Origin of the sequence: Enterococcus asini ATCC 700915 (assembly GCF_000407365.1) — a bacterium.
In the GTDB taxonomy this organism is placed as follows: domain Bacteria; phylum Bacillota; class Bacilli; order Lactobacillales; family Enterococcaceae; genus Enterococcus_C; species Enterococcus_C asini.
This window is the reverse complement of the sequence record NZ_ASVU01000001.1, coordinates 431,368-445,697: the sequence shown is the minus strand read 5'-3', so window position 1 is coordinate 445,697 and position 14,330 is coordinate 431,368. Positions and strand designations below refer to the sequence as shown.

Here is a 14,330-nt window from a genome sequence, read left to right as displayed (position 1 = left end):
CCCATTCACTTAGAAACCAAGTGGGTGGGTTACCTTTTTTACTTCCGAACGAGAGGCAAAATATCTTTACGTACCATTTCATTCAATTCGGTGAGATATGTTTTTTGTATTGATTTGTCACCCAATAATAATCTGTTCTGTGGGGTATTCATACCCTAAGTCCTGCGTTTCTTTCGGTACAAATAGTAGCAAGGTATACAGCATACCGATACGACCGATAAACATCAAGGCGGCAATCACAGCTTGGCCGATTCCAGAGAGGTCGGCGGTGATGCCGAGAGACAGGCCAGTAGTTCCAAAAGCGGAACAGACTTCTACAATAATGGCGATTAGCGGTTCTTCTTCGGTGGCGGTCAGAAAGATCACACAGAAAAAGCACATGCCAAGGGACAGCATGAAGACTACCACGGATTTTCGCACGTCATCATCCGAAATACGCCGGCCAAAGATATTGATCTTGGCTTCCCCTTTTAAGAAGGAGTACAAGTACAAGCCAATGATCGCCAAAGTAGTCGTTCGAATACCCCCACCTACGGAGCTCGGGGAGCAACCGATAAACATCAATAATGAAAAAAGAATCAACGTGGTCACCTGAAAATCGTTCAGGTTGTGAATTTGTAGACCAGCGTTCCGTGTGGTCATGGAGTAAAAAGCACTGTTCATCCACGTTCCAAAGTCCGAAAGATTTCGGAAGAGGTGATCTTTTTCCAACAACCAAATAATCACGGTTCCCCCCACAAAGAGAATCACAAAGGCTAAGACAGCGATTTTTGTAAAGAGAGAAAAGCGAAACGGTAAGCCGGCTTTTTGCTTGGCTTTTTTTCGTAGGTGCCGCTGTTTGCGGTATTTTAGCCATTCTCGGAAATCCATCAATACCGGAAAGCCAATGCCACCGATAAAAATCAAAAAGATAATCCAAAATAAGAAGAAGTAATCATGGGACAAGGGCATAATCGAGTCTCCCGTAACGTCAAAGCCCGAGTTGGTCACTGCCGAAACGGCTTGATAGAAGCCGTAAAAGATCGCGTCACGCCAAGAATCGTAATAGCCTTGGAATTTGAAATACAAGGAGAAGAAAACGCCGAAGATTCCTTGAAAGGCCAGGATAATCGTAAAGGTAGTACGAATCAAGCGTACGATTCCACTTAAGCGAGGCTGGTTCATATCCGTCATGATCAACTGTCGCTGTTTCAAGGTGATTCGCCTTCTTGAGATGATGAAAAAGAAGGTAGAAATCATCATTACCCCGAGACCACCGATTTGAAAGAGGATTTCTAGTAAGACCACGCCTCGGTCATTGAAGACGCTATTGATATCAAAAGTGGTCAAGCCGGTGACGCTGACGGTGCTAATGGCCATGAAAAGCAAATCCATAAAGGTCACTTGGCCGTAGGAATCGACTTCACGGAAAAAGGGCAAATGAAAGAGAATCAAGGAAAAGATGGTCATTAAAATATAGTAGCTGACGATGATTTGAATGGAAGAAATCTTGTTGGTGACAAAATAACGGGCTCGTCGGCTAAAAACTTCATAAAAACGCTGAAGAGAGTCCATAGTATACCTCACAAATGTTTAGGATTGCTGAGTGTTGTCCGTGATGCTTTCACGAAGTAGCTTTGAAAAAAAGCGCTGAGTAGTGAAAGCTCCGTGTCTAAGAATCCCCGACACGGCTTAAGTCCAGTATAGCAGAAGCCTTAAGGAAAGGGGCGCTGGATCTAGATTTCAAAAGAAAATGCCAAGAAGTTCTTTGCGACTATAAAAAAAGCCGAGTTTCAGCTATAATGCTAACAGAAGAAATAGGGGGATTGGCATGGCACAATTGTTTTTTAAGTATGGGGCGATGAACAGTGGCAAGACCATTGAAATCTTGAAAGTAGCCCACAATTACGAGGAGCAAGACAAGCCCGTGGTGATCATGACCAGCGCTTTGGATACACGCTCTGGACAAGGTCGGGTTTCCAGTCGGATTGGCCTGGAACGGGAGGCATTGCCGATTTTTGAAGAAACCGATGTGTTCGCGGTGATTGAAAAAATGTCACCGGCACCTTACTGTGTTTTAATCGACGAAGCGCAGTTTTTGACCAAGGAACACGTTTTGGCTTTCACACGGATCGTGGATGAGCTGCAGATTCCGGTGATGGCCTTTGGTTTGAAAAATGATTTTCGTAATGAAATGTTTGAAGGCTCGAAGTACTTATTGCTTTATGCGGACAAAATCGAGGAGATGAAAACCATCTGTTGGTTCTGCCACAAAAAAGCCAGTATGAATTTGCACTACCTAGATGGCAAACCGGTTTACGAAGGGGATCAAGTCCAAATCGGTGGTAATGAAGCATACTATCCTGTTTGCCGGTACCATTATTTTCACCCTGAAATCTAAGAACCCAAACGGCCTTGCGCCGATTCACGAAAGGAGTACTCATGTACGATCAATTACAATCTATTGAAGACCGCTATGAAGAACTAGGAGAATTGCTCAGTGACCCGGAAGTCATCGCAGACACCAAGCGTTTAATGGAATTGACCAAGGAAGAAGCGAATACGAGAGAAACCGTGGCTGTTTACCGACGTTACAAAAAAACGGTGCAAAGTATCGCAGACGCAGAAGAAATGCTGTCGGAAAATCTCGATCCTGAAATGGCGGAGTTAGCCAAAGAAGAGCTAGCGGAATCGAAAAAAGAAAAAGAAGAACTAGAAGAACAAATCAAAATCTTACTTTTACCTAAAGACCCGAACGATGACAAAAACATCATTATGGAAATCCGCGGGGCGGCCGGGGGCGATGAAGCGGCCTTATTTGCTGGCGATCTCTTTAATATGTACCAAAAATACGCAGAATCTCAAGGCTGGAAAACGGAAGTCTTGGAATCCAATGTTACCGGTATCGGCGGTTTTAAAGAAGTCATCATGATGATTACAGGGGACAATGTCTTCTCGAAATTAAAATACGAATCTGGGGCACACCGGGTGCAACGAGTACCGTCTACGGAATCACAAGGACGGATTCACACTTCGACGGCAACGGTGGTGGTAATGCCGGAAGCCGAAGAAGTGGAAATCGAAATCGAGGACAAAGACATTCGGACGGATATTTACCACGCGTCTGGTGCGGGTGGCCAGCACGTCAATAAGACGGCGTCCGCTGTTCGTTTGACTCACTTACCAACAGGAATCGTGGTAGCCATGCAAGACGAGCGTTCCCAGTTGAAAAACCGGGAAAAAGCCATGAAGGTCTTACGGGCTCGGGTCTACGATCACATTAGTCAAGCGGCGCAAAGTGAGTACGATGCCAACCGGAAATCCGCTGTGGGGACCGGGGATCGTTCTGAACGGATTCGCACGTACAATTTCCCGCAAAACCGGGTTACGGATCACCGTATCGGCTTAACCATTCAAAAATTGGATCAAATTTTAGCCGGCAAATTAGACGAAATCATCGATGCTTTGGTGATTTACGATCAAACCGAGAAATTGGCAGAGATGCAAAATGGCTAAAATCAGCTACCGAGAAGCTCTTCAAAGGGCTTCTTCTTTGCTAGGTGCAAAAGGACTGGAACCGGAAAGCATGCTTTATGTTTTCTTGCGGCGCAAACAATGGGACACCACCCAATGGCTGCTACATTTTTCCGAGGAAATCCCTCCGGCAGATCAAGCGCAATTGGCGGCGGACTTAGAGGCGTTATTGGCTTTTCGTCCGGCGCAGTACTTGTTAGGGTATGAGGAATTTTGCGGCCATCGTTTCAAAGTTACGGAAGCGACTTTGATTCCTCGACCGGAAACGGAAGAACTGGTTATGGCGGCTATTGATAGTTTTCCACCAGACCAATCTGTTCGGGTAGCCGATATCGGCACGGGAACGGGCGCAATCGGTCTGTCGGTGAAATTAGCCCGGCCTCAGTGGCAGGTGGCGTTGACGGATTTGTCCCAAGAGGCACTAGCTGTGGCCAAGGAAAATGCCGAATTACTAGGTACTCAGGTCGCTTTTTATCAAGGGGATACCTTAGAGGCACTGCCCCCAGGTGATGTCGATTTACTCTTGTCCAATCCGCCTTATATCAGTGTTGCAGAGTGGGACTTAATGGATGAAAGCGTCCGACGCTACGAACCTAAAACCGCTCTTTTTGCTGAGGATGAGGGACTTGCCATCTATCGAAAATTAGCTCAACAAGCTCCAGCGCGGCTGACAAAAGACGGGCAAGTGTTCTTGGAAATCGGCTTTGCCCAAGGAAAAGCCGTTCAAGAGATGTTTCAAGAAGCATTTCCAGAAAAAGAAGTTGCAATTTTAAAAGACTTAGCCGGGCAAGACCGGATCGTTCACGTCTTTTAATCTTCAGCCGAGAGTTATCCTCCGGTTGTGGATAAAAACTTTTTTATTTTGTTTCACAAAAGCCAGGCTAGTTCTGGCAAGGTGTTCCACAAGAAAACACTTATCAACATGCTTTTCCACACTTGACAAAGGAGTTATCCACAAAATGTGCATAACTAACCGGAAATTGTTGATAACGTGGTGATTTTTCAAAAAAGGGATGTGTATAAACTGTGGAAACAATTTTATACGAAGGCAACCAAATCAAAGAAGCAGCGGCCGTGGTGAAAAACGGCGGCTTGGTGGCATTTCCTACTGAAACCGTCTATGGGCTAGGGGCCAATGCGCTTTTACCTGCTGCGGTGAAGTCGGTCTACGCTGCCAAAGGACGCCCCTCGGACAATCCGTTAATCGTTCACGTGGCGAACTTTGACCAGGTCAAAGCGTATGTGGACAACTTTCATCCATTAACGGAAAAAATCGTGGCAAACTACTGGCCAGGGCCCTTAACCTTGATCTTTTCCATTAAAAAGGACAGTCTCCCACAAGAAGTTACAGGAGGGTTATCCACAGCGGCATTTCGCATGCCAGATCAGGCCTTGACTCTAGCTTTAATCGAAGCAGCCGGCGTGCCACTAGTAGGACCGAGTGCCAATACTTCCGGTAAACCAAGTCCTACGACAGCGGATCATGTCTATCATGATTTGGCTGGAAAAATCAATGGAATCTTAGATGGGGGAGCTACCAAAATCGGTGTTGAATCTACGGTTTTAGATTTAAGTGATCCTACAAAACCGCCGATGATCTTGCGTCCGGGAGCGGTGACCCAAGAAGAGTTAGAAGCATTATTGGACAGTCCGGTTCTTTTGGATGGTCATCTGGTATCGGCCACAGAGGTCCCCAAAGCTCCGGGGATGAAGTACAAGCACTATGCCCCGGATACGGAAGTCCTCATGGTAAAACCGCAAGATTGGTCGACTGCTTTAAAATGGGTCCAAGAAAAGCAAAAACGGGCGGGAGTAATCGCGGGGCCAGCGGTTTCTGAAACCATGCGCTATGACACGGCGGCGGTCTTTATGTATGCCAAAGACACAGTGGAGGCCGCCTCCAAGAGTTTATTTGCCGGTTTGCGAGCTTTGGATGAACCTCTTTTGGCATTAGACGTCATCTTAGTAGAGACGTTCCCTGATGAAGGCCTGGGCACGGCCTATATGAATCGTCTGAGCAAAGCTGCTAATGGACGTTTTTTTGAAACGGGAGAGCAGTAAGCCAGACTTGAATCGAGCTTTCAGGTCGCCGTTATTTGTGGCTGAAAAGTCATAATTATGCGAATATTTCTTTAAACACTTTTTCGCTTTTGTGTTACAATGCCTGTAACCAAAGTAGAAGGGGTGTTTTTTTGCATGACTTACCGTGATTTCGATCCAGATTTGTGGCAAGCTGTGGATCAAGAGTTAAACCGCCAACGCAATAACTTGGAGCTGATTGCCTCCGAAAACATCGTTTCAGAAGGGGTCATGGCTGCGCAAGGCAGTGTGTTGACCAACAAATATGCAGAAGGCTATCCCGGGCGCCGCTATTATGGTGGCTGTGAATTTATCGATATCGTCGAAAATCTAGCCATCGATCGGGCCAAGGAATTATTTGGCGCAAAGTATGTCAATGTACAGCCACATTCCGGCTCCCAAGCCAATACCGCGGCGTACCTAGCATTGATTGAAGCCGGCGATACGGTTTTGGGGATGGATTTGTCGGCTGGGGGACATTTGACCCATGGTTCACCGGTGAACTTCTCCGGAAAAACCTATAACTTTGTCAGCTATGGAGTGGATCCTGCTACCGAAGTGATCGACTACAATGTGGTGCGGATCTTGGCTCGTAAGCACCAACCAAAACTAATCGTTGCTGGAGCTAGTGCCTATTCTCGGACGATTGATTTCGCGAAATTCCGTGAAATTGCCGATGAAGTAGGGGCTAAGTTAATGGTAGATATGGCTCATATTGCCGGGCTAGTGGCAGCCGGCTTGCATCCGTCTCCGGTACCATACGCAGATATCACGACCACCACTACTCACAAAACTTTGCGAGGACCTCGTGGGGGCATGGTTTTGACCAATGATGAAGACTTGGCGAAAAAGATTAATTCCGCTGTCTTCCCAGGTATTCAAGGGGGACCTTTGGAGCATGTAATTGCGGCCAAAGCTGTCAGCTTTAAGGAAGCTTTGGATCCAAGCTTTAAAGAATACGCTGAAAATGTGATCCAGAACGCTCAGGCTATGGCCAGAGTCTTCAATCAAGCACCGGAAGCGCGACTTGTATCAGGGGCAACGGACAACCATTTGTTGTTGATTGACGTGCGCGGTTTTGAGTTAAATGGGAAAGAAGCAGAAGCGATTCTCGACTCCGTTAATATCACGGCGAATAAGAATTCGATTCCTTTTGAAACCTTGAGTCCTTTTAAAACCAGTGGCATTCGTATTGGGACACCGGCGATTACCAGTCGTGGCTTTACCGAAGATGATGCGGTGGAAGTGGCAAAACTGGTGGTTAAAGCATTGCGAGAACATGAAAATGAAGCAAGCTTAGCAGAAGTAGTGCAAGGGGTAAAAGCCTTAGTGGACAAATATCCGCTGTATCCTGAATTATAAAAAATAGTTATACTCCAAGGGATAGACGATTATTTTGAATTGGAGTACACTATAGCATAAGAGAAAAGCTCACGTTTCGTGGGCTTTTTTGCTAGGAAAAGAACAGTTGGTATAAAGCGAAAAGGGTTTATGAAAAAGGGGGAAGTAGCAATGATTGAGTTTCAACATCTGACAAAAAAATACGGGAATAAAACAGCGCTAAATGATCTGAATTTGACCATTAAAACCGGAGAAATTTTTGGCTTTTTAGGTCATAATGGGGCCGGTAAATCCACGACGATTAAAAGTCTGGTCAGTGTGATTGAGCCGACGAGTGGTTCGATTACAGTGGAAGGGCTACCCTTGACGGAAAATCGTTTTGCTATCAAAAAAAGCATCGGCTACGTGCCGGATACGCCGGATATGTTTTTAGCCTTAACTGCCGGGGAGTATTGGGACTTGTTGGCGGCGGCGTATGAGATGAGCCAAGAAGACAAAAATCGTCGGTTAGAAGAGCTAGGGACATTGTTTGACATGCTAAGTCATCAAGAAGAAACGTTAAGCAGTTTTTCCCACGGGATGCGGCAAAAAGCGATTTTAATCGGGGCCCTCTTGCCCGATCCGGATATTTGGGTTTTAGATGAGCCCATGACTGGCCTTGATCCCCAAGCTTCCTTTGACTTAAAGGAAATGATGAAAAAACATGCAGCAAGAGGCAAGACGGTGATTTTTTCCACTCACGTGCTAGATACGGCCCAACAGCTGTGTGATGAAGTAGCTATTTTAAAAGCCGGGGAACTGATTTATAACGGTACCATGGACGATTTATTGGCGGCATCTCCAGGGGAGTCTCTAGAGTCCATTTACTTGAAAATGGCCGGCCGTAAGACAGACGCTCAGGTGGTTAGCGACTTGGAGGGATCGGGTCATGAATAAAACAAAGCTCTGGCAGTTGGTGTCCGTATCCCTACGTTACGCTTCCCCGCAAATGACGGATAAAGCCCGTAAAAAAGGCTACAGCCAGAAAAAAATGAATCGCTACTTGATTGGTCAATTTCTCTTAGTGGCAGTCCTTTTTCTAGTTTTGTACGGGGGCATGATGGCTACGGTGAATTTTAGCAAGATGCCTGGTTTTTTCACCATGTATCTAGGGCTGTTTGCGATTTTGGCGATTGCCCAGGGGATTTCGGTGATTTACAATATCTTCTTTGAAAGCCGGGACTTACCGGCATACTTGCCACTACCCTTTACTCAAGGAGAGATTTTCACCTCGAAGATTTTGGTAGTGATGCTAAATGTAGTCCCCTATTGTTTGCCTTTGTTAGCTTTGTTTGTCCTTACAGGGTTGCAGTCGCAGATTTTCTGGCCCTTGGCTCTGTTGCTCGGCTTTCTGGCCTTTTTACTACTGACAGGAACTCTGTTGTTTGTGGGGGCTTTAATCGTGCTAGGCTTAACTCGTACGAAAGTCTTTCAGCAACACAAAAAAGTTGCCATTACGGCCTTAATGACACTCTCCACAGTGGGCGCCGTGGCAGGGGTCTTGCTGCTCCAAGGTTCCATGAACGATACCGACTTTTCCCAAATGACGGACCGCAACACTTTGCCTATTTTTCTACCGACCTATTGGGCGCTAAAACAACCACTAACCGGTTTAGGGGCCCTTGGCTGGCTGGTTTTGTTAGGGGTCTTTGTCCTGTTGACCTTGGTGATTAAAAATGGCTTTTTGCCTAAGTTGTATGAGCAATTAACCGAAATTACTGCTGCCAATCAAGTCACTCGGCGTAGGAGTAAGCACAATCGCAATTTGCATCAACAGTTGCGTAGTTACAATCTCCAACTTTTAAAAGAGCCTAATTTATTGATGCAAGTTCTTTCTTCTTCAGTTTTGATGCCGGTAATTTTACTGATATCCATGGGCTTTAATTTCCGGGGCACGCTCACAGGTTTGTCGGGGAAATACGTGGGAGTGGCTTTTGTTGTCGGAATCTTCTTGGCGTACCTGATGACGAACCAAAATTCCTTTGTGGCCAATTTGATTTCGTTGGATGGACCGAACTACGAGTTTATTACGAGTCTACCGATTGAAAAGAAAGCCTATTTAAAGCAAAAATTTCTTTTAGGTTGGTTGATTCAAGCAATCTTAGTCAGCCTAATGGTGATTGCAGTAGGGCTGGTTATCGTACCGGTGCCCCTTTTAATTGGCGCAGGGCTTTTGGGAGGACTGTTCGGTAGTCTGATCTTTAGTCTGTACTTCTTTGCCCGGGATTATCGCTTGTTGCTAACCAGTTGGACCAATGTCACTCAATTATTCGGTCGGGGCGGTGGCTCTTTATTATTTGCTTTTGCCCTTTTCGGAGGAATGTTTATCGGGGCGATTTTGATTACAGTCTATGCTTTAGGAGTCGGAGCCTTTGCCTTTGCGCCTTTGAATCCTTTGGTAATCGGGGGCGTTTTACTGATTGGCACTGGCGTGATTCTTTATTTTAAGACCCAGTTTTGGAATAAATTGGATACTTTGGATTGGCGCAGACGGATTGCATTAGGCAAGAAAGCTCAGAAAAATTAGAAGCTGTTAAAGAATTTTCCGGCTTTTTATCCGGGAGTTGTCGGAATGGCCATCTTGCATTACAATATAGAAAAAACTAAAGGAGCCTACTCATGGGAAAATTCCAAGTCATTGATCATCCATTGATCCAACACAAACTAACCATTATCCGGGATAAAAATACGGGTACGAAAGTCTTTCGCGAGGTGGTCAACGAAATCGCCATGCTCATGGCTTATGAAGTATCACGGGACATGCCTTTAGAAGATATCGAAATCGAAACACCAATCGAAAAAACGGTGCAAAAAACTTTATCAGGTAAAAAAGTTGCCATCGTACCGATTTTACGTGCCGGCATTGGCATGGTAGACGGTATTTTAGAATTGATTCCGGCGGCAAAAGTCGGTCATATCGGCTTATTTCGGGATGAAGAAACCTTAGAACCTCACGAATACTTCTTCAAAATGCCAGAAGACATCGCTGCTCGTCAGTTGTTTGTAGTCGATCCAATGTTGGCTACAGGGGGTTCTGCGATTATGGCTATCGATTCTTTGAAACAACGGGGCGCATCAAACATCAAATTTGTCTGTCTAGTGGCGGCACCAGAAGGGGTTAAAGCTTTACAAGAAGCTCATCCCGACATTGATATTTACACCGCTGCTTTAGACGAACGTCTAAATGACCACGGGTATATCGAACCAGGTCTCGGGGATGCCGGCGACCGCTTGTTTGGAACAAAATAGAAAAATTATTGTTTTTATTTAATTAATAAAAAAGTATGATTAAACTTGTGTAAGTTGCAATGTTTAATCATACTTTTTTGTTTTGAATACTTTTAATATGATTCTACTTGTGCTAGTTAGTTCTAAAGTTTTTGTAGATTTAAAAGCAAAAAAGTACCGTAGGATAGCGTAAAATATTTTGTGTAAATAGAAATTTAGGGTAGAAAAAGAGAAAGTCCATTCTGTAAAATTAAAGTTACGACACCGAAATTTTATAGGAGGACTTTCTCATGACTAATTTTACTACAGAAATTATGCAAACACTACTCAATAAAGGCGATTTAGATGAATTATTTCGGGATCATTTAGAACGAGCGATTAATTCACTTCTACAAGCAGAGCTAACTGCTTTTTTAGACTATCTCAAATGTCAAATTAAGCTAGACAAATCGTCCTGACGCACATGACTCAAAAATACTTCCAATGGTGTCTTGTAATGCAGTGATTTTCTGGGAATATGGTTTCTTTTAGAAGCGACACTCTGAATGAATGATTCGGGGACTTCTCTGAAGTCCATTGACTTAGGAAGCCCATCTTTACGAAGCAACCCGTTTGAATGTTCGTTCAGCCCGCGTTGGGAAGGAGTTCCGGGATCAGCAAAAAAGATCTCGATATCATTAGTATTGCTGATCGATTTCCAGTTGGAAAACTCTTTGCCACAATCAAAAGTGATGGTCTTGAAAAGGTGTGGTGGAAAAGTTTGAAACCAATGATTCAATGTAAGTTCAATGTCTTTTGCCTGTCTACCAGCGGGTTTTAAGGTAATGATTGCTTTGGATAGGCGCTCCACTAGCGTAATCACAGCACTTTTGTGCTTCACTCCAACAATTGTGTCACCTTCAAGGTGACCGAATTCTTCATCGAAATTCTGATAGCGGGCGTTTCTTTCGTGAATCGTTCTTTTGTAAGCTTGCTTACCACGTTTCTCTTGGTGTCCATTGGGTTTACGCTTCCCTTTCATTGGCAAATCCAAAATATTGAACTCATTGTTTTTGAACTTCCGATACAAAGTGCGCGCCGAGCAATCAATTATTTTCTCGCCACGACCGATGAGCACATCTGGTGGCCACCCTTGATTGACCATCTTTTGAATGTATCTTGTTTGATCATCAGGCAAGACAATGGGGCGTCTGCCGCAGCGGGATTTGTTTTGCTTGTATTGTTTATAGTAATCCAGCGCATTCTTTCCCTGTTCCAATGCGTGATAGACATTGTAGATCGTTTGTCGAGAGCGTTTTAGAAGTCCCGCGACTTTGGAAGCGGGTTGGTGTATATGGAAATAAGACTCTATCAATACGAGTTCGTCTGGTGTAAGATGGGTGTAGGCCATTTGTGCTCACTCCTTATAATTCTTTCGACGGAACTATTTTGAGTGTAGCACAAATGGCTTTTTTCAACTGTCTAGCTTAATTTTACAATCGGCGCTACGAAAAATATGATCGAAATGGATTCAATTCAGGAAATTCCCGTAACGGGAATTATTCACGTACATTTAAAACAGAATATGGAGAGCTAAATTTAACTATTCCTAGAGATCGGAATGGCGAATTTTCTCAACAAACACTCCCAGCATATAAGAGAACCAATGATTCGTTAGAAACGACCGTTATCCAATTATTTCAAAAAGGCATTACGATGGCTGAAATTTCCGAATTAATTGAAAAAATGTATGGGCATCACTATACGCCACAAACGATCTCCAACATGAGTAAACTCGTGTCTGAAGACGTTTTAGCATTTAAAGAAAGAACGTTAGAAGCCAGTTATTCCGTTATCTTTATGGATGCGACACATATTCCTTTGAAGAGACAAACCGTTTCAAAAGAAGCCGTGTACATTACGATTGGTATCCGATTGGATGGAACCAAAGAAGTTCTTGGGTTCACTATCGCCCCAACAGAATCCGCGTATATTTGGAAAGAGGTTCTTCAAGATCTTAAAAACCGTGGGTTAGAAGAGGTTTTATTAGTGGTAACCGATGGTTTAAGTGGTATCGAAGAAAGTATCCATAGTGTGTATCCGAATGCACAATTTCAACAATGCTGTGTACATGTATCTAGAAATATCGCACATAAAGTGCGTATTCGAGATCGAAAAGAAATTTGTGAGGAGTTCAAAGCGGTTTACCAAGCAACGTCTAAAGAAGAGGCATTGGCTCAAGTGGACTTTATGGTCAAAAAATGGGGAAAGCAGTATCCAAGAGTTGTCAATCTGCTCTTGAATCCTGCCATAGTCACATTTTATAATTTTCCTCCCACTATCAGACGAACCATCTATTCAACGAACTTAATCGAAGGATTTAATAAACAATTAAAACGGTATACTCGAAGAAAAGAACAATTTCCAAATGAAGACTCTTTAGAAAGATTTTTAGTGTCGCAATTTAATCAATATAACCAAAAATTTTTAGGCAGGATTCACAAAGGATTTAAAGAAATTCAGGATACATTAGAGTCAATGATTTAACTGTAATTAACGGAATGGATTTTCCATTTACACATAATTCTTGACGCTACCTACCGTAGGATTGTTACCGATATTTTAGCAATATTGTAAGCGCATACTTGATATGATGAATATGTAAAAAAAAGAAGAAAAGAGGAAAGAAAATGAAGATTATTGGAATTACTGCGTGCACCGCGGGGATCGCACATACTTACATTGCAAAGGAAAAGTTAGAAAAGGCAGCAATTAAGTTTGGTGATGAAGTAAAAATTGAAACGCAAGGGTCCATTGGTGTCGAAAATGAATTGACAACTGAAGATATTGCTAATGCGGATATTGTGATCTTAGCAACAGATATCGGAGTTAGTAAAGACCGTTTTAAGGGGAAACCAGTGATTGAGATTCCAATTAGCTTAGTCATGAAATCTGCAGATGGGATTATTAAAAAAATCCATCAAAAGTTGACTACGACTGTTTAATTAATATGATTGGAGGTGCCGAAAATGAAAACAAAGAAAAAGATAGAGATAAAGAAGCACGTGCTAACAGGAATTTCTTATATGATACCTATTATTGTTGCAGGAGGGATTTTAGGAGCACTTGCGAAAGGATTTGGCGGGTTTGATATTGGAGATTTAGTAGAACCGGGGGTTACCCCCTTTACTAATATGGATCCATTCACTTGGACTGGTTTTTGGTGGGGAGTTAATAAAATTAGCTCATATGCTATGTCGTTTGCCGTTGCAGTTATGACCGCAGGGACGGCATATTCAATTGCTGGAAGACCTGCTATTGTTCCAGGACTAATTTTAGGTTATGTAGCTACAGAGACAAAAGCTGGCTTCATAGGAGGTCTATTGGTTGCTTTTATTATTGGATATTTAGTTAATCAGATAAAAAAATGGAACCTACCTAAATCTTTTCAAGGATTAATGCCAGTACTAATCATTCCTGTATTGTGTACTTTGTTGGCTGGTATGCTATTTTTAATGGTTCTATCTCCACCACTAGCCTTCATTATGGATAAGTTTCAATTATGGATTATTTCATTAAATGGGGGAGCGAAATCAATTATTGGAGGAGTAATTGGCGGTTGCATGGGATTTGATTTGGGAGGACCAATAAATAAAACGGCCTCTCTGGCAGCTAATGCATTAGGTGCGGATGGTGTTAATGGTCCAATGGCTGCAAAAATTATTGGTGGCATGACTCCTCCAATCGGTGCTTTCATTGCTACAGTATTAGCAAAAAAGAAATTTTCACAAACAGAAGTTGAAACAGGAAAAGCTGCACTTCCGATGGGATTGTGTTTTATTACTGAGGGAGTTCTGCCATTTGCAGCTGCTGACCCATTAAGATTTATCGTTAGCTCTGTACTTGGTTCAGCAACAGCAGGTGCTATTGCTGTTGGTATGGGTGTGGAATGTCCGGCAGCACACGGAGGGATTTTTGTTGTCCCTATGATGACTAACCCTATTTGGTTTTTAATTGCATTAACGATTGGATCATTTATCACGGGAATTGTGTATGCAGTATTGAAAAAACCTGAGACTATCACTGAGCAAAATGAAGAAGATGAAGAAATAGATTTGGAGTCCTTTGATTTTGATATAAATGTTGAGTAG

Annotated in this window: 12 protein-coding genes and 2 pseudogenes; 12 read left to right on the top strand and 2 right to left on the bottom strand. The window is 43.4% G+C overall.

Annotated features, from left to right (window positions below):
* Positions 1–117: 117 nt before the first annotated feature.
* Positions 118–1,554, bottom strand: coding sequence for a TrkH family potassium uptake protein (locus I579_RS02195; protein WP_010752828.1), 1,437 nt, complete (start codon positions 1,552–1,554; stop codon positions 118–120).
* A gap of 256 nt (positions 1,555–1,810) precedes the next feature.
* Here I579_RS02195 and I579_RS02190 point away from each other — a divergent pair, with 256 nt between their 5' ends.
* The 9 genes and pseudogenes from I579_RS02190 to I579_RS12765 form a co-directional block, all read left to right on the top strand.
* Entirely contained in the window at positions 1,811–2,380 is a 570-nt protein-coding gene (locus I579_RS02190) for a thymidine kinase (protein ID WP_010752829.1), read from the top strand.
* Between the two features lie 41 nt (positions 2,381–2,421).
* On the top strand, positions 2,422–3,495 hold the full coding sequence (gene prfA, locus I579_RS02185) for a peptide chain release factor 1 (RefSeq protein ID WP_010752830.1): 1,074 nt from the start codon (positions 2,422–2,424) through the stop codon (positions 3,493–3,495).
* Positions 3,488–4,327, top strand: coding sequence for a peptide chain release factor N(5)-glutamine methyltransferase (prmC, locus tag I579_RS02180; RefSeq protein WP_010752831.1), 840 nt, complete (start codon positions 3,488–3,490; stop codon positions 4,325–4,327). Before prfA ends, prmC begins: the two co-directional genes overlap by 8 nt.
* 212 nt (positions 4,328–4,539) lie before the next feature.
* Positions 4,540–5,574, top strand: coding sequence for an L-threonylcarbamoyladenylate synthase (locus I579_RS02175; protein WP_010752832.1), 1,035 nt, complete (start codon positions 4,540–4,542; stop codon positions 5,572–5,574).
* 135 nt (positions 5,575–5,709) lie between these two features.
* Entirely contained in the window at positions 5,710–6,954 is a 1,245-nt protein-coding gene (gene glyA, locus I579_RS02170) for a serine hydroxymethyltransferase (protein ID WP_010752833.1), read from the top strand.
* A 150-nt stretch (positions 6,955–7,104) separates the two neighbouring features.
* Positions 7,105–7,869 carry an ABC transporter ATP-binding protein gene (locus tag I579_RS02165; protein WP_010752834.1) on the top strand — a complete coding sequence of 255 codons (765 nt, stop codon included), beginning with the start codon at positions 7,105–7,107 and terminating at the stop codon, positions 7,867–7,869.
* Positions 7,862–9,499 (top strand): putative ABC transporter permease subunit, encoded by a 1,638-nt coding sequence (locus tag I579_RS02160; protein ID WP_010752835.1) that lies wholly within the window; start codon positions 7,862–7,864, stop codon positions 9,497–9,499. Before I579_RS02165 ends, I579_RS02160 begins: the two co-directional genes overlap by 8 nt.
* A gap of 92 nt (positions 9,500–9,591) precedes the next feature.
* Positions 9,592–10,221: a uracil phosphoribosyltransferase gene (gene upp / locus I579_RS02155; RefSeq protein WP_010752836.1), complete on the top strand. Its 630-nt coding sequence runs from the start codon at positions 9,592–9,594 to the stop codon at positions 10,219–10,221.
* Positions 10,222–10,490: 269 nt separating this feature from the next.
* A pseudogene (locus I579_RS12765) lies at positions 10,491–10,628 on the top strand (IS256 family transposase); the annotation flags it as partial.
* Positions 10,629–10,630: 2 nt separating this feature from the next.
* Here I579_RS12765 and I579_RS02145 read toward each other — a convergent pair.
* Positions 10,631–11,590: an IS30 family transposase gene (locus tag I579_RS02145; RefSeq protein WP_010752838.1), complete on the bottom strand. Its 960-nt coding sequence runs from the start codon at positions 11,588–11,590 to the stop codon at positions 10,631–10,633.
* Positions 11,591–11,685: 95 nt separating this feature from the next.
* Here I579_RS02145 and I579_RS02140 point away from each other — a divergent pair.
* The 3 genes and pseudogenes from I579_RS02140 to I579_RS02130 all read left to right on the top strand — a co-directional run.
* Positions 11,686–12,726: pseudogene (locus I579_RS02140) on the top strand (IS256 family transposase); the annotation flags it as partial.
* A 143-nt stretch (positions 12,727–12,869) separates the two neighbouring features.
* On the top strand, positions 12,870–13,184 hold the full coding sequence (locus I579_RS02135) for a PTS fructose transporter subunit IIB (protein ID WP_010752840.1): 315 nt from the start codon (positions 12,870–12,872) through the stop codon (positions 13,182–13,184).
* A gap of 24 nt (positions 13,185–13,208) precedes the next feature.
* Positions 13,209–14,330, top strand: coding sequence for a PTS fructose transporter subunit IIC (locus tag I579_RS02130; protein WP_010752841.1), 1,122 nt, complete (start codon positions 13,209–13,211; stop codon positions 14,328–14,330).

What these genes read in the sequence shown, in the direction of transcription:
- I579_RS02195 (WP_010752828.1), bottom strand. Translation starts at nt 1,554, where the DNA reads ATGGACTCTCTTCAGCGTTTTTATGAAGTTTTTAGCCGACGAGCCCGT.
- I579_RS02190 (WP_010752829.1), top strand. Translation starts at nt 1,811, where the DNA reads ATGGCACAATTGTTTTTTAAGTATGGGGCGATGAACAGTGGCAAGACC.
- prfA (WP_010752830.1), top strand. Translation starts at nt 2,422, where the DNA reads ATGTACGATCAATTACAATCTATTGAAGACCGCTATGAAGAACTAGGA.
- prmC (WP_010752831.1), top strand. Translation starts at nt 3,488, where the DNA reads ATGGCTAAAATCAGCTACCGAGAAGCTCTTCAAAGGGCTTCTTCTTTG.
- glyA (WP_010752833.1), top strand. Translation starts at nt 5,710, where the DNA reads ATGACTTACCGTGATTTCGATCCAGATTTGTGGCAAGCTGTGGATCAA.
- I579_RS02165 (WP_010752834.1), top strand. Translation starts at nt 7,105, where the DNA reads ATGATTGAGTTTCAACATCTGACAAAAAAATACGGGAATAAAACAGCG.
- I579_RS02160 (WP_010752835.1), top strand. Translation starts at nt 7,862, where the DNA reads ATGAATAAAACAAAGCTCTGGCAGTTGGTGTCCGTATCCCTACGTTAC.
- upp (WP_010752836.1), top strand. Translation starts at nt 9,592, where the DNA reads ATGGGAAAATTCCAAGTCATTGATCATCCATTGATCCAACACAAACTA.
- I579_RS02145 (WP_010752838.1), bottom strand. Translation starts at nt 11,590, where the DNA reads ATGGCCTACACCCATCTTACACCAGACGAACTCGTATTGATAGAGTCT.
- I579_RS02135 (WP_010752840.1), top strand. Translation starts at nt 12,870, where the DNA reads ATGAAGATTATTGGAATTACTGCGTGCACCGCGGGGATCGCACATACT.
- I579_RS02130 (WP_010752841.1), top strand. Translation starts at nt 13,209, where the DNA reads ATGAAAACAAAGAAAAAGATAGAGATAAAGAAGCACGTGCTAACAGGA.